We start from the raw sequence: 14,242 nt of genomic DNA, 5'->3' as shown, positions 1-14,242 counted from the left end.
CCGAGGAGGCTCACCGCCAGCCCCGCGGAAAGCGAGCAACTGGAGCGGAAATCAACCAGCACTTACTACATCCAAAACCAACAGGATTTACGTAAGCAGCTAAATGATAAATCCGAACGATTTCAAATGATCGTTCGGATTTTCTTTTAACTAAACTCTTTTGTCCCAACCTCTTTTTCCTAAAAATGAAAACGCCCTCATTTATAAATGTTATGTTTTTTTACATAAAAACGCTTTCATTACAAATTAATACTTGAACTTTTGTTATTTTCTGAATATGATAAATAATATAACTTATTCATGTCATAAAACCTAACATGAAGAAACGCCAATTTTAAAAAAGGAGGAAATCACATTGAAAAAAGTGGAAGCCATTATTCGTGCAGAAGCATTTCTATCCCTGCGAGAAGCATTATGTCTTCGTGGATTCAGCGGCCTGACAGTATCAGAGGCAGCTGGGTGTGGAAAACAAAAAGGGAAACAGGGGATATTCAGAGGGAATAAATTTGAACTGCAGTTAGTCCCCCGCGTAAAGGTGGAAATGATCATCGATGATGAACAGGTGGAAGACATCATTGATCTCATCGTTGAACATTGCAGCACAGGCACCGTTGGCGACGGTAAGATTTTCATCTATCCCGTCGAAGATGTCATCCGCATCCGTACAGGCGAACGAGGAAAAAAAGCCGTTTTGTAAATCACTTCTTTCTTCACTCAGTCATTTAGTTGCTTTACCAAACCAATACTGGAGGGATTCCATTGATTAAAAAAATTACGTCACTTCTGTTCCTGTCGTTTTTTGTTAGCACTACCGCATTCGCAGCTGCCCCTACCGCAGAGTCTGTTCAAGCATCCGTCGACTCCCTGTGGGTGATGATCGCTGCAGTCCTTGTGTTCTTCATGCATGCCGGATTTGCCATGGTCGAGACCGGATTCACCCGCGCCAAGAACTCTCTTAATATCCTCATGAAAAACTTCTTAACTGTAGCCATTGCCTCTGTTCTTTATTTCATCGTAGGGTTCGGATTCATGTTCGGCGGGTCATCAGGCGGCCTCATCGGCACGGACAGCTTTTTCCTATCAGGACGGGAAGACATCGGTTTCTTCTTATTTCAATCCGTATTTGCCGCTACCTGTGCCACGATCATTTCCGGTGCTGTCGCTGAACGCATGAAACTTAAAAGCTATATCCTTTTGACCATTGCCATGACTGGAATCATCTATCCGATCGTCGGACATTGGGTGTGGGGCGGCGGCTGGCTATCTGAGCTTGGGTTCGTCGATTTCGCCGGATCTACTGTCGTCCATTTAACGGGTGCAGTAGGCGCATTCATCACTGTCCTATTCCTTGGATCCCGTGTTGGGAAATACAGCAAAGGAAAAGTGAATGTCATCCCGGGCCATAATATTCCCATCGGTGCCCTCGGTGTGTTCATCCTATGGTTCGGCTGGTTCGGGTTTAATGGAGGAAGCAGTCTGGCCGCTGACCCCACCCTTGTCCCGCACGTCATCACGACGACTTTATTTTCAGCTTCCGCCGCCATTCTTTCATCCGCTTTTTACACGTTGATCCGATTTAAGCGAATCGATCCATCCCTTACTTTAAATGGTGCCCTCGGCGGACTAGTGGGTATCACTGCCGGTTGTGCAAATGTATCACTGGCCGGTTCTCTCGTGATCGGTCTGATCGCTGGAGTCGTTCTGGTGGAGGCGGTCACCTTCATCGATTCGAAATTGAAAGTCGATGATCCTGTTGGGGCCATTGCCGTTCATGGAATTTGTGGAATATGGGGTACTGTGGCTGTGGGACTGTTCGACGTTCAGAACGGACTTTTATATGGTGGAGGCGCTGCCCTGGTCGCCACTCAAGCCCTGGGGGTGTTATCCGTCATTGCCTGGACGTCCGTTACAGTTGGTGGATTCCTATTCATCGTAACGAGACTATCAAGTATCCGTGTCTCCCGTGAAGAAGAACTTTCAGGGCTCGATTTTACGGAGCATGGCTCCAATGCCTATGAATTAAAGGATACAGTACTGGAATCGAACGTTTCTTCCGCTTCCCCATTCGGATCTGACTTAGTCGAACGGTTGAACTCGATCGGAACGGGAAATGTGAACGATATGAATCAACGGAACACAATCTGATTTTGAGTAAGAGCTGCTTTATGCGGCTCTTTTTTCTATTTCAAAATGGACACAGGACAACAATAAGCTCATATGGAAGGCATCCGTACAGCCTCCATACGAGCTTATTTATGAAATGGATGAAATGATCTTTTCTTTCGCATCTTTGGATACATAGTGCTTCTTGGAAAAAACATTATAGTCATTCGTTCTGACTTCGTTCAGAATCGCACGGTACAATAGGGCAGCACCTTTTACCGGGGTCCTCGAATACATAGGATAAAGATTCATGGTACGAAACGCTTTTCCATAATAATCTTCTGCAAGTCGGGCCATTTCTTCCCATATAGACTGAAAGGCTTCATTGATTCTGTGTTCTTTTAAATCCGTTACGGTATACTCATATTTCACTAATAGATCCTGAGGGATATATAATCGACCCCTTTCAAGATCCTCGCCGATATCTCTTAATATATTGGTCAGCTGCATGGCATAACCAAGGTAGATCCCATCTTCCCTCAATGACTGTTCTTTCCCGGGGGCAAGGATGGGCAGGAGCATTAATCCTACAGTACTCGCCACGTGATAGGAATAGTCAAGGACATCGTCCATCTTGACGTAGACCTTTTCACCAAGGTCCATCCTTTGACCCTTTATCATGTCCCGGAAAGCTTGAATATCCATGTTGAACCGTTTAAACACATCATCCAACGCTACCCACATCGGCTCATCCGGGGGATAAAAACCGGTCAGATACGATTCGAATTCCATTTCGAACCGGCGCAATTCCTCTGAAGGATTCGTGCCCTCGTCAACGATATCGTCTACTTTGCGGCAAAAGGCATACACAGCCCACACAGCCTTCTTTTGGTCTTTCGGCAGTAATGAAAAAGCTCTGTAAAAAGTTTTGGAATGAACTTTTATGATATTTTCACAGTGGTCGTATGCTTCCAAGATCTTGTTCATGTAAGGACACATCCTTCCTTTCTGATTCTGTTTCGCAATGTTCCTTAAAGGCTCGGGCTACGAGCTTAGCACCCTGCATGACAATCGGTACTCCTCCTCCAGGGTGGATGGATGCCCCGACAGCAAAGATGTTTTTCTCCGGAAAGGGTTGTACCTGGGGTCTGAAAGGACCGGATTGACCCAAGCTTGGCGCAATTCCGAAGCTCCCCCCTGAATATAACCCTTCTTGCATCGCCTCTTCAGGCGTCCTGATTTTCATCCATGTTATCCGTTTTCTCAGTTCTTCGAATCCCCTTTCTTCCATTGTATCCAATATAAGGTCGGAAAGGTATTCTGAAGCTTCTTTCCAATCGAATTTCTCCGACACAGGAACCGGTATGAGGACATAAAGGACACTCTTACCTTCAGGGGCAAGTGACGAATCGACCTTGGAAGGATTGAATACGTAAAAGGAAGGTTCTTTAGGAAGTCTCTTATTCTCGAAAATATCCTCCATATTCCCAGAGAAATCTTCATTTAAATAAAATTGATGCATTTCCTTATCTTCATACTTCCCGTCGACTCCCATATATAAAAGCACACAGGCTGATGAAGGCTTATACGGTTTGGGCGCTTTCTTCCTTACTAATTTGGATGCTGTAGGGAAATCCCCATTAATGATAACCGAATCGACCGGCTCCCTCTGATCCCCAAGGATGATATGCGTCGCTTTGCCTCCTTTCGTTTTGATTTCCGAGACGGGTGAGGAGGTTTTAATCTTCACACCATGCAGGTTGCACGCTTCCTTCACATGGTCCAATAGCCCAGCATATCCCCCTTTTATATAGTAGATGCCGTGCTTATGTTCACTGAAGGACACCAGGCTGTAAATCGCCGGGGTCGTGTAGGGATTGCCGCCGATATATAGTGTTTGCAATCCATAGGCTGTCTGCAACTTCTCATGTTGAAAATAATGCTTTAAGTTCCCCATCACATTGCGGTATGCCTTCAGCTTAAGCAATGACCCTAGTGTTCGGGGATTGAGATAATCCCTCTTTTGCAGAAAGGACGTTTCAAGAAATTGGGGCTTCCCTATTGCAAATCGTTCATCCATATCGCTCATAAATTGAATGAAGCCTTCTTCATCCCCGGGAAACTTCTTCTTGATCTCTTCATATTGCTTATGGATATCGGCATATTTCGTATACGTTTTCCCATCAGCAAAATGAACATCATAGAGGGGATCGCAGCGAACGAATTCTATTTCATTCGTATCTATGCCCGCTTCCGAAAGGATGGACATGAGCATGTCTGGCAGGAGGACAATGGTAGGTCCCTTATCAATCTTGTAATCACCATCCTGAACAAAGGCAAGACGTCCACCGATGATCGGCTCTTTCTCATAGACCGTAACGTCGTGACCATCTTTCGCAAGTAACAATGCCGAAATCAAACCGCCGATACCTGATCCTACGACTGCTGTTTTCATAAAGCTTCCTCCATCGTTTGTTCTTTCGTGAACGAGTGTGAAGGGTCTTCATTCATCAACATATTGGTCGTGATCCTCGCAGATTCCAAGATTGTAGGCAATCCACTCCCAGGATGCGTGCCTCCTCCGACCAACCAGCAGTGTTCGAGTTCTTCAAATTTATTATGTGGGCGGAGTGCCATCATTTGCGTTAATTGGTGGCCAAGATTGAAGGTGGCACCTTCATATATGTTGAAGTCGGTCTCCCAATGATGGGGCGAGATGACCTTTTCTACCTTGATGTGATCCCGGATATTCTCTAAACCTGTCTTGCTCTCCACTGCATCCAGTACCAGATCCCGGAACGTTTGTTCATTTTCTGTCCAATCGATCCCGCTTACATTATTAGGGACCGGTGCAAGGATGTATAATGTTGAATGCCCCGGCGGCGCCAGCGTTGGATCTGTCACTGATGCATTTTGGATATAAATTGAAGGGTCCTCTGAAAGGGTGTATGTCTTCGTTATCTCCTCTACATTTCGCCTGTAATCCTCCGCGAACACGATACTGTGATGAGGGAGATCATATTGTTTATCAAGCCCCAGGTAAATCATAAATGTGGAACAGGAGTATTTTTTCTTTTTCAGCTTTTCTTTGCTGTATTTTTTCAAAACCCCCTCTTCCACCAGGTTGGTCATGACATGAGCAAAGTCCCCGTTGATGATCACTTGATCCGCAGCAACTCTCCCCCCATTTTCAGTTATGATCCCTTTTACGTCATTTCCGTCTTCAATCCACAATTTCTTGACACCAGACCCGAGATGGATTGAGCCCCCATGCTCCTTCACCACACTTGCCATGGCTTTCGATAATTGATTCAATCCGCCGATCGGGTGAAAGATGCCGTATTCGTGCTCCATGAAAGACAAGATGGAAAAGGCGCCCGGACACTCCCAGGGGGACATGCCTAAATACTTAGACTGGAAGGTGAACGCGAGTCGCAGTTCATGCTCTGTAAAGTAATCACTCAACACGCTGTACAGGGATTTACCCAAGGATAATTGAGGAAGTGCCCTCAATACCTTCCAACTGATATATTGATAATATCGATCCATCGGACTTTGTAAAATCGGTTTCAAACGTTCCATTTTTTTACGTATATCATTCATGAAACGTGTATACCCTTCTGAATTCCCTGGATAATGTCGTTCGATTTCCTCCGATAACGCTTCGGGATCTTTATACATTTTGACTTTCTTATCTTTAAAAATGAGTTCATACATCATGGAAAGCTCCCGCAGGTCAACATAATCATGAAGATTCCTTCCTGATGCCTCGAATAGTTCTTCTGCTATCTCAGGCATGCTGAGGAATGTCGGCCCAATATCGAATGTATAGCCATCCATCGTGACAGAACCATTTCTACCTCCCACAAATGATTGCTTCTCATATATATCTACTTTGTACCCTTTACTGGCAAGAAGCATTGCCGCGGCCAGGCCCCCGGGACCTGCACCAATGACGATTATCTTTTCGGCCATCATTATAGCCTCCAATGTCTTTTATTTGTACAATTATTATACAACACTTATACAACTGTTTTCCACTCTGAAAAAACAATAAACTTTATTTTTCCAACTAAATTTGTTTTTCCCTCTCCATTGGACTTGTCCTATACCCAATAAACCCTTTAAAACCGCAATCGGATCTCTTTCCCATCATTTTGTTGCTACATAGCAACAAAATTCAAAGCCAGAGCAAATAGGAGGCATAGTAAAAGGATTCTTATCCTTTTACTATGCCTCCTTTTCAATCATTCATACTTTCATTCTATGTGTGTACCTGTCTCTACATTCTTTGTCACTTTGATTGCTTTACTCCACAATTTCAATATTATAATCCTTGAACCACACATGGATCTGGGCAAGGTGGGCAAGTAGTTGGGGACCGGTCATGAGTTGGCCGTACCAGGGGACTTCAAAGGCAGCTCCCCCGCTAGCGACGATTTCTTTGAGTTTCGCCTCGTCAAATAATTCATAGAGAATGCTTGACTTGTCTTCCAGGATTTCATTGAGCCAGTCACTGACCAATTTTGTATACTCCGGGTGATGGGTTTTCGGATATGGGCTTTTCTTTCGGTAAAGGACTTCATGGGGAAGTACGCCTTCAAGTGCCTTCCTCAGGATGCCCTTTTCCCTGCCTTCATGCATTTTCATCTCCCACGGGATGTTCCACACGTACTCTACAAGTCTATGGTCTGCAAACGGCACACGGACTTCGAGGCTCGCTCCCATACTCATGCGGTCCTTTCTATCCAGCAAAGTCGTCATGAACCATAATAAGTTTAAATAGAATAATTGTCTCCTTTTGGTCTCCAGTTCATTTTCCCCATCCAACAACGGGGTTTCGGCAACCGTACGATCATACTGCTCCAGAACATATTCCTCGAGGTTTAATTTCTTACTCCACTCTTCTTTAAGAAGTCCCTGTCTTTCCGCTGTGGAGCGCATCCATGGGAATCCCCTGCGGTTGAAATCTTCCGGGCGGTGAAACCACGGATACCCCCCGAAGATTTCATCTGCACATTCACCTGACAGCCCTACGGTAAAGTCCTCTTTGATTTCCCTGCAGAACCATAAGAGAGATGAATCCACATCGGCCATACCCGGAAGGTCCCTTACATGCACGGCTTCAATGAGATAGTCCTTTAACTCTTGTTGACTGATCTCACATTTGTGATGAACCGTATCAAATTCAGCAGTCATCTTCTCAATCCATGGGGCATCGGAGTTCGGTTGGAAATCATTCGCTTTAAAGTATTGATCATTTTCTTCATAATCAATGGAATACGTATGAAGTTTCCCTTTCCCTTCTTCCTTATATGAATTTGCTGCCACCGCCGTAATCGCACTGGAATCCAGTCCTCCCGATAAGAATGTGCACAGAGGTACATCGGAAACCAGCTGCCTCTCTATGGCATCCGTAAGCAGAAAGCGCACTTTCGAGACCGTCTCGATGAACGAATCCGTATGCTCCTCACTTTTCACATTCCAGTATCTCCAAATAGCCAAGCCTTCCTTGGAGAAGATCATGCTATGGGCGGGACGCAGTTCCTTCACCCCTTTGAACACCCCATTCCCTGGAGTGCGGGATGGACCGAGGCCGAGCACTTCTGAAAGCCCCTGCAGGTCCACCTGTGGCAAAACATCGGGATGAGCAAGTAAAGCCTTGATTTCTGATGCAAACAGGATCCCGTCATCCTTTTCAAAATAAAATAAAGGCTTTACGCCCATTCTGTCCCTACCTATAAAGGCATGCCCTTTCTCACTGTCCCATACGGCAAAGGCGAATATCCCGTTCAGGTGCTCGACACATTCTTCCCTCCACTCAATATAAGAGGTTAACAGGACCTCGGTATCGGAATGCCCTTTGAAGGTATATCCCTTCTCTATAAGTACTTGTCTAAGATCTTCAGTATTGTATAGCTCTCCGTTATAGCAAATGGTGAAAAGGTGTCCGTCATGGTGGAGGCTCATAGGCTGCCTTCCTCCTGCCGGATCGACTACGATCAATCGTTTATGACCGAACGCAGCATGCTGGTCGACCCAGACATTCGTTTCGTCAGGTCCCCTTTTAGAAAGGGTTTCCGCCATTTTTTCAACAACTTCTTTTTCATTCGACATATCTTGTTTATAATCGATCCAACCTGTAATTCCGCACATAGTGATCATCCTCACTTTCTAGTCAAACAAACTGGGCTCACTGACACATAAATTATTCTATGCCCCTTTGAGAGAAATGGTTAATTGTCTCAATCAATCTTTACATGAATGAAATATGATAATTATGACAAGAAATGTAGTTAAGGAGGGATATTCACTTGAGCAACATATTTCGATCAAACATTTTAAAATCCCAAAAAAGATCTTTTTCCGAAGGCACTGCTTTATTCGAAGAAGATACATGGTTCTTTTTCGAGATCGACGCCGAGGAAGAATCTGAGCTCGAATTTTACCTCAATCATGAACTGAAAGTGTATAGAGATGGAGAGTGGCTTTCTGGCGTTCTCTTGGAAGACGGTCTCATCGTCACCCCATATGAGCGAATAAGAATCGAGAATGGCGATCGAATTCAAATAAAGAAGAATATATTGTATTCATTGGAGAATTTATTAGAAGAGATTTCGGATGATGCCTTTCATCAGTTTACAACAGCCTTAAATAACCTGGGCTATTCGATTTACGACAGTATCTTCTGCCATAACCACCTTGTTTTCCTTGGAAACCAAAAAATCAAGGAAGGCGTAAACTTCATCACGTTTGATAACGGTGTGGAAGTATGTGCCGTCCAGCATCACTTCACCTACTACAAGAAGAAACGCGACCGCTTTGAATTCACCTTAAGTACGGGTAGACGAATTGTCATTGAAAGCTTCAATATTTGATCGTTCCCCACATACAAAAGACAAACGCCTGTCAGGTAAGATACCCGACAGGCGTTTGTCTATCATCAATCGATAGTAGTGCGAGATATCTGACGAAGTGACCAAAATAAAAAAGCCTGCTCCATAAATGAGCAGACCTTCCAGCTTATGCAAATGGATGTAACCCAAGTGGTAAACGCAGTCCCAAGTATAGAACAATGAGTAGCGCGATCACCATGACAATCCACAATACATTCGTGCTTTTCCCTTTATTCATGCGGACCAGGATCATCTCAAACATCCCGATCACCCATATTCCCACCAATCCTTTAATGCCATAAAGAGCCGGATTGATTCCCTGATGCTTCCAGAATAAAAGGGCACCGGTTAGAATAATGAGCAAGTAAAATAATCGTAAGATCATATGTACAACTTTCATGCCTTTTTTCTTCCCTGCGTTATGCAGTCCGACCGCTACAAAGAAAAGAATGATGGCAACGACCCATGTTGTAATATGGGCATGTGTATTATCAAACATATTGAACCTCCTACAGGTAGATAGTTTACGCTCATAATATTACCACAGTCTGTACATCAACAGAAATTTTAACTAAGCCTGTAACGGATTTGTCAAAATTCCCAATCCTTCTATTTCGATTTCCACTACATCTCCCTTTCTTAAAAAGCGTGGGGGATTGTAGCCTTTTCCGACTCCAGAAGGTGTTCCTGTCGCAATGACATCCCCCGGCAACAGCGTCATTCCTTTAGACAGGGTGGAAATAATCGTCGGAATGGAGAAAATCATTTGTCCCGTATTGGAAGACTGGCGGATTTCGCCATTGACCTTCGTGATGATGGACAGGTTCTGAGGGTCATCCACTTCATCCTTTGTCACAAGGAATGGACCCATGGGGCAAGTTGTATCCAAGCTTTTTCCGATGAAAAATTGGCCATGCTTTTTTTGGAGGTCACGGGCTGTGATATCATTCAGGATCGAATAACCAAACACATGGTCCATCGCTTCTTCTGGAGAAATGCCTCTCCCTTTCCTTCCTATGATGACGGCCAGTTCCCCTTCATAATCAAGCTCCTCCGTGATGTCATCATGATGAAGCACCGTTTCCCTGTGACCGATGACCGTATGGGTTGCTTTCGTGAAAATCATGATATTCTTTGGGATATCCTGTTCACCGCCCATTTCAATGGCATGTTCACGATAGTTCTTTCCTACACACATGATGTTTCTCTTCACTCTCGGAATCGGGGAAAGCCACTGCACTTCATCCTTTCGGAATGATGGAAGAGCTCCACCCTTTTCCCTAAGAACCGCTTCCGTACGTTTAAGAAAATCTTCCCCGGCTTCGATTCCCTGAAGTAAATCCCCGGGTAATTCATCCACCCCCGCTAAATCAATGATCCTTCCTTCCACTTCCACTCCATATGTTTCGTTCCCCTCAACTGCATAGCTAACGAATTTCATCCTTCTTCATCCCCTTTTCCAGTTTTACATTTCTCCCTTTTTCACAACATTGCGTCTCCCATAACTTAATACTCGCCAAAGCTTTTCAACAGGTCCATATTGAAACTTGGATAACCATATTTCAGAAAGGATCACCTGTATGACATAAATCCCCACTGCGAGCATCGTCCCTGTCGTTAACGTCACTTCTCCGTAAAGTCCAAACCCATAGGAATAGAAAATCAGGGTGCCGATGATGGATTGCATCAGGTAATTTGAAAGGGACATCTTCCCTACTGAAGCGAATGGCTTGCTCCATTTCATCATTTTTTCATTCAACAATAATAATGAAAGGATTATTGCATAAGATACTGATAAGAACGGACCTCCTAAAAAGTCCTGTATATAGCTGTAAGCGAAGTTGGAGTCAATGAGTAACGGAAGCGATTTAATGATGATTCCAACGAGTAACGTACATCCTCCCGTTATCATCCAAACCTTCTTATGCTTTCTGACTTTGCTCAATAGCTGAAGTTTACTTGCGCCTGCCCCGATCATCATCATAGGAAGAATCGAAAGTAACAAGAATAAAAGATTGTCAGGTGAGTTTACTATATACCAGTCCTGAAAGCGTTGTTCCATGATACTGCTGAAGCTTCCTGATGCATAGGCGGCGACCGAATCCTGCAATGCGGCAATGTTCGTATAATTGGTCACACCCGTGGGATCAGAGAATGTCATCAACACTAGTAAAATACTGAAAAACAACTGCGGCATGAGAAATAGAATACCTCCAAGCCACATCAAGCCCTTCCCGGAAAGCCGCATGAAACCAAGAAGGATCAGACCGAAAACGGCGTAATTTATCAGAATGTCCCCTGACCAGATCAGGAAGGCATGAATACAGCCGATACCCGATAAAATAAGGAGTCTTCTTACCCCAAACAGGTAGAAAGACGTTCCTTTCATCGTTGCCCTTTGCTGCTGAATCCCCAGCCCATAGCCAAACATCATGGCGAATAAGGGATAGAAACTCGCTTGGACCAAAACATCAATCCAAGGAAATAATGCCGTATCTTCAGGCGTTTTCCACCAGGTATACGGATCAAGGTACAGAAACGGTGAATGGAAGGAAATCATGTTGATGATAAAGATGCCAAGCAGAGAGAATCCCCTGATCACATCGAGAGTTACAATACGTTCTGATTGTTCAATTGGCGACAAGTTGTTCATTCATTTTCCTCCGAAATCATTGATCTAATTTCTATTCTAACCTGAAACGGTCATTTAGGCGATTATCACCTATTCATGTTCTTAACATAGAATAACAATAATTAACTTTGTCTTAAAGGTGTGAGTCAGAATGCCTGCAATTGTAGGAATAGCACAAGTCATAAACGTTGGTTCCAGTGCCGTCTTTCACATTGGGGACGTCTTTAACATCAGTCCGGTATCAACAGCCAAAACCTTTGCCGGTGCAGGTTCATTTATTACAGGTAGAGGGATTTCCGTCTATAATGAAAGTTCCTTGACCTACACGGTTGACGACGATGGCATGGATCAAGGAATAAACTTTACCCTATGAGTGTGATGCGAAAATGACGAATTATTATGTTCAACAATCCATACAGATACAATTCATAAAAATCGGGGGAATGTCCAATTCTTCCGTATTGCAGATTGGTACATGTGGACAAATAAATACAAATGACTATCTGTATAATACTGGTGGTTTCACGGAACCTGCTCCTGAAGCAGAAAAGAATGGGAGTGTGTCACAGGGGCCATCAGCATCTCCTTTAGTTCCTCTTCAAAGGCCTTAAAAGAGTCCGCGACAAGAAAAGAGGTGGCAGGATGACTAATTACTATATGACACCCCAACAACTGTATCAGTATATCGACATGTTGAATTCGAGAATTGTCGCGTTAGAAAAGAAAGTAGATGAGCTCTCACAGGAATTGACGACGATCAAAGATACTCCCAAGATCAATGTGGAAAAAATTGAATATAAGTTCGATCAGCTTAAAGTCGAGTCCCTGGACGGAACATTGAACATCGGCCTTAATCCAAGTAATTTAAAGGATACGATAGAAGATTTGGCCGTGGATCAGAATGTGAATGTCGATTCGATCAAAGACCTGACTCCTTATAAAGAAAGAATAACGAAAGAAATTCAAGCGTACATTCAAACCGAAGTACCTTCCCTGATTCAAGACAATGAAATGCAATTCCAACGATCCCTCGATCCTTCCTATTATGAAATGGTGCAGCAAGACCTTCTGAATCAGATGCCGCAGAGAATCGATTTCTATCTGGAGAACATTCCGCATGTCGAGTCCAAACAGTCTGAAGGGGAATGGGAAAGAAAAATCATTTCAAAAATCAAACAGGATATTCAAACGGCACTCTTCTCCTTTATGTCCCAGATGCCGGAGAATATGGAAGGGATGAATAACAATGAACCTCCAAGTAATCAATCGTGAATTATCAGTCGGCAGTATCGATATTGCAGGGGTGGCGAGCTCCTCCCTTGTTCTGATCGGGGATGCTGATATCATTCAGCTTACTTCTGCATTCGATACACCGCCAGAGTCATTGATCGTCGGTCCATTCGTTCCACTGACACCGAAAGGATGATCGATGTTTAAGCGTTATTCGATTGTAAACAAATTAGATGGCATAACGTTATCCTTTAGCTCTCTCTATCAACTAGGCGATTCCGAAAATATAAATGCTCTATCCTTTGCCTATGCGGTCCAACGAGAGAAAGAATTTTTCTTAACGAGTGAAGGAAGTTTTGATTCTGATGTTTTTCAAGGTCCACTGAAAAAACCTCCCATCGATCCAACAGTGAGAGTCAACAGACTGAACCTTTGTCCGATCAAAGTGGATCAAATATTTGTAAAGGCTACAGCATTCTCTTCCATTATCCATATTGGAAATACGTCCAATGTTGCCATGGAAGCAAGGGTGAAGCACATCCGTCAGCTTGAACCTAAAAAGCATGAAGAGACGGAAAATTTCGAAACCATAGACCAGCCAGACTAAAAGCCTATAGGAATATGAACATTCCATTCTGTTTCACATAGGTTAACAGTATAGATATTTATGAAGAGGATGTTGAATATGCCCGCTTTAGTAGGTCCTGTCGCTATTCTTAATGTAGGCGGAGGAAGTGTACAGTTTGGGGATACAGGTATTATCTCCCCTAAGTCCGCATCGAAAACGTTCAGTGGTTCTGGTGGATTCAATACCGGACCATTTCAACTGAGCTACAATGTATTTAGTGTTAATACAACATTTGATTGTAACGTGGTAGACCAGCCAATTACCGGAAATAACTAAAAAACCAAAAAGCCCACCAGCAGGCTTTTTGGTTTTTTTGTATTGACTATCTCTTCTTTCTTCGCTCGTGACTTTTCTTTGTTTTGATTAACTTCGTAGGCGGCTGCTTGCGGATCCATTTTATGAATGCATGAATCTTCTCATCTTTTCTTAACTCTTCAATTGAATTCAATCTAGCGCCAAGCTCGTCATTAGTGTAAAGGGAATGAATCTGTTTGTGACAAGGGATGCATAGTTGTGCCGTGGGGAGGAATGTTCCCCCGACCTCCTTGGGTGTGAGGTGATGAATCGTGATCTCTACATTTCTCCTGGCACATAATTCACATGCACCAATCGCTCTTTTACTCATCTTTCACCATCCCTCAATAAGTGTTTAGTATAGGTATTCCCTGTAGCAGCAAAAATAATGGGCTGGGACATAACTAAATCGATTCCTCTAAAGACGAACAATAAAAGTTAGGATCACTTGTTACACCG

General features: G+C 43.7%; 17 protein-coding genes. 9 read left to right on the top strand and 8 right to left on the bottom strand.

What is annotated here, in order from left to right:
* Positions 1-355: 355 nt before the first annotated feature.
* Positions 356-697 (top strand): P-II family nitrogen regulator, encoded by a 342-nt coding sequence (locus BVI01S_RS20775; protein ID WP_034763395.1) that lies wholly within the window; start codon positions 356-358, stop codon positions 695-697.
* Between the two features lie 62 nt (positions 698-759).
* Positions 760-2,145, top strand: coding sequence for an ammonium transporter (locus BVI01S_RS20770; RefSeq protein WP_061811427.1), 1,386 nt, complete (start codon positions 760-762; stop codon positions 2,143-2,145).
* Between the two features lie 108 nt (positions 2,146-2,253).
* Here the strand turns inward: BVI01S_RS20770 and BVI01S_RS20765 are convergent, their stop codons facing one another.
* The 4 genes from BVI01S_RS20765 to asnB form a co-directional block, all read right to left on the bottom strand.
* Positions 2,254-3,090, bottom strand: coding sequence for a phytoene/squalene synthase family protein (locus BVI01S_RS20765; protein ID WP_034763391.1), 837 nt, complete (start codon positions 3,088-3,090; stop codon positions 2,254-2,256).
* Positions 3,056-4,558 carry a phytoene desaturase family protein gene (locus tag BVI01S_RS20760; protein WP_061811426.1) on the bottom strand — a complete coding sequence of 501 codons (1,503 nt, stop codon included), beginning with the start codon at positions 4,556-4,558 and terminating at the stop codon, positions 3,056-3,058. The genes BVI01S_RS20765 and BVI01S_RS20760 overlap by 35 nt, the downstream gene beginning before the upstream one ends.
* A complete protein-coding gene (locus BVI01S_RS20755) occupies positions 4,555-6,078 on the bottom strand; it encodes a phytoene desaturase family protein (RefSeq protein WP_061811425.1) in 1,524 nt (507 codons plus the stop codon). The genes BVI01S_RS20760 and BVI01S_RS20755 overlap by 4 nt, the downstream gene beginning before the upstream one ends.
* Positions 6,079-6,411: 333 nt before the next feature.
* Positions 6,412-8,259, bottom strand: coding sequence for an asparagine synthase (glutamine-hydrolyzing) (gene asnB / locus BVI01S_RS20750; RefSeq protein ID WP_061811424.1), 1,848 nt, complete (start codon positions 8,257-8,259; stop codon positions 6,412-6,414).
* Between the two features lie 158 nt (positions 8,260-8,417).
* Between asnB and BVI01S_RS20745 the strand changes: the two genes are divergently transcribed.
* On the top strand, positions 8,418-8,981 hold the full coding sequence (locus BVI01S_RS20745) for a DUF2777 family protein (protein WP_034763385.1): 564 nt from the start codon (positions 8,418-8,420) through the stop codon (positions 8,979-8,981).
* Between the two features lie 145 nt (positions 8,982-9,126).
* On the opposite strand, the gene BVI01S_RS20740 is transcribed toward BVI01S_RS20745, so the two are convergent.
* The 3 genes from BVI01S_RS20740 to BVI01S_RS20730 all read right to left on the bottom strand — a co-directional run bounded on the left by BVI01S_RS20740 (position 9,127) and on the right by BVI01S_RS20730 (position 11,652).
* Positions 9,127-9,498: a YisL family protein gene (locus BVI01S_RS20740; protein WP_060670344.1), complete on the bottom strand. Its 372-nt coding sequence runs from the start codon at positions 9,496-9,498 to the stop codon at positions 9,127-9,129.
* Positions 9,499-9,570: 72 nt separating this feature from the next.
* Positions 9,571-10,440, bottom strand: coding sequence for a fumarylacetoacetate hydrolase family protein (locus BVI01S_RS20735; protein WP_061811423.1), 870 nt, complete (start codon positions 10,438-10,440; stop codon positions 9,571-9,573).
* Positions 10,441-10,464: 24 nt separating this feature from the next.
* Positions 10,465-11,652, bottom strand: a complete 1,188-nt coding sequence (locus tag BVI01S_RS20730) for a DUF418 domain-containing protein (RefSeq protein WP_061811422.1) — start codon at positions 11,650-11,652, stop codon at positions 10,465-10,467.
* A 130-nt stretch (positions 11,653-11,782) separates the two neighbouring features.
* Here BVI01S_RS20730 and BVI01S_RS20725 point away from each other — a divergent pair, with 130 nt between their 5' ends.
* The 6 genes from BVI01S_RS20725 to BVI01S_RS20705 are packed head-to-tail and all read left to right on the top strand — an operon-like array spanning position 11,783 to position 13,765.
* Positions 11,783-12,004: a spore germination protein gene (locus BVI01S_RS20725; RefSeq protein WP_034763379.1), complete on the top strand. Its 222-nt coding sequence runs from the start codon at positions 11,783-11,785 to the stop codon at positions 12,002-12,004.
* Positions 12,005-12,017: 13 nt separating this feature from the next.
* Positions 12,018-12,242, top strand: coding sequence for a spore germination protein GerPB (locus BVI01S_RS22330; RefSeq protein ID WP_079533795.1), 225 nt, complete (start codon positions 12,018-12,020; stop codon positions 12,240-12,242).
* Positions 12,243-12,273: 31 nt separating this feature from the next.
* Complete coding sequence (gene gerPC, locus BVI01S_RS20720; protein WP_061811421.1) at positions 12,274-12,903, top strand: spore germination protein GerPC; 630 nt, start codon at positions 12,274-12,276, stop codon at positions 12,901-12,903.
* Positions 12,878-13,057, top strand: coding sequence for a spore germination protein GerPD (locus BVI01S_RS20715; protein ID WP_034763377.1), 180 nt, complete (start codon positions 12,878-12,880; stop codon positions 13,055-13,057). The genes gerPC and BVI01S_RS20715 overlap by 26 nt, the downstream gene beginning before the upstream one ends.
* 3 nt (positions 13,058-13,060) lie before the next feature.
* Complete coding sequence (locus tag BVI01S_RS20710) at positions 13,061-13,468, top strand: spore germination protein GerPE (RefSeq protein WP_034763375.1); 408 nt, start codon at positions 13,061-13,063, stop codon at positions 13,466-13,468.
* A gap of 60 nt (positions 13,469-13,528) precedes the next feature.
* Entirely contained in the window at positions 13,529-13,765 is a 237-nt protein-coding gene (locus tag BVI01S_RS20705; protein ID WP_439951117.1) for a spore germination protein, read from the top strand.
* A 46-nt stretch (positions 13,766-13,811) separates the two neighbouring features.
* Here the strand turns inward: BVI01S_RS20705 and hlpB are convergent, their stop codons facing one another.
* A complete protein-coding gene (hlpB, locus tag BVI01S_RS20700) occupies positions 13,812-14,114 on the bottom strand; it encodes an HNH nuclease-like protein HlpB (protein ID WP_034763372.1) in 303 nt (100 codons plus the stop codon).
* Positions 14,115-14,242 lie beyond the last annotated feature (128 nt).

Origin of the sequence: Rossellomorea vietnamensis NBRC 101237 (assembly GCF_001591825.1) — a bacterium.
Lineage (GTDB): Bacteria > Bacillota > Bacilli > Bacillales > Bacillaceae_B > Rossellomorea > Rossellomorea vietnamensis.
Note: the sequence above shows the minus strand (reverse complement) of the source record. Positions and strands in the feature narration are given on the sequence as shown.

Excerpts from the sequence above, each read along its gene's own strand:
- BVI01S_RS20765 (WP_034763391.1), bottom strand. The coding sequence starts at position 3,090 with ATGAACAAGATCTTGGAAGCATACGACCACTGTGAAAATATCATAAAA.
- BVI01S_RS20760 (WP_061811426.1), bottom strand. The coding sequence starts at position 4,558 with ATGAAAACAGCAGTCGTAGGATCAGGTATCGGCGGTTTGATTTCGGCA.
- BVI01S_RS20755 (WP_061811425.1), bottom strand. The coding sequence starts at position 6,078 with ATGGCCGAAAAGATAATCGTCATTGGTGCAGGTCCCGGGGGCCTGGCC.
- asnB (WP_061811424.1), bottom strand. The coding sequence starts at position 8,259 with ATGTGCGGAATTACAGGTTGGATCGATTATAAACAAGATATGTCGAAT.
- BVI01S_RS20740 (WP_060670344.1), bottom strand. The coding sequence starts at position 9,498 with ATGTTTGATAATACACATGCCCATATTACAACATGGGTCGTTGCCATC.
- BVI01S_RS20735 (WP_061811423.1), bottom strand. The coding sequence starts at position 10,440 with ATGAAATTCGTTAGCTATGCAGTTGAGGGGAACGAAACATATGGAGTG.
- BVI01S_RS20730 (WP_061811422.1), bottom strand. The coding sequence starts at position 11,652 with ATGAACAACTTGTCGCCAATTGAACAATCAGAACGTATTGTAACTCTC.
- BVI01S_RS20725 (WP_034763379.1), top strand. The coding sequence starts at position 11,783 with ATGCCTGCAATTGTAGGAATAGCACAAGTCATAAACGTTGGTTCCAGT.
- BVI01S_RS22330 (WP_079533795.1), top strand. The coding sequence starts at position 12,018 with ATGACGAATTATTATGTTCAACAATCCATACAGATACAATTCATAAAA.
- gerPC (WP_061811421.1), top strand. The coding sequence starts at position 12,274 with ATGACTAATTACTATATGACACCCCAACAACTGTATCAGTATATCGAC.
- BVI01S_RS20715 (WP_034763377.1), top strand. The coding sequence starts at position 12,878 with ATGAACCTCCAAGTAATCAATCGTGAATTATCAGTCGGCAGTATCGAT.
- BVI01S_RS20710 (WP_034763375.1), top strand. The coding sequence starts at position 13,061 with ATGTTTAAGCGTTATTCGATTGTAAACAAATTAGATGGCATAACGTTA.
- BVI01S_RS20705 (WP_439951117.1), top strand. The coding sequence starts at position 13,529 with ATGAAGAGGATGTTGAATATGCCCGCTTTAGTAGGTCCTGTCGCTATT.
- hlpB (WP_034763372.1), bottom strand. The coding sequence starts at position 14,114 with ATGAGTAAAAGAGCGATTGGTGCATGTGAATTATGTGCCAGGAGAAAT.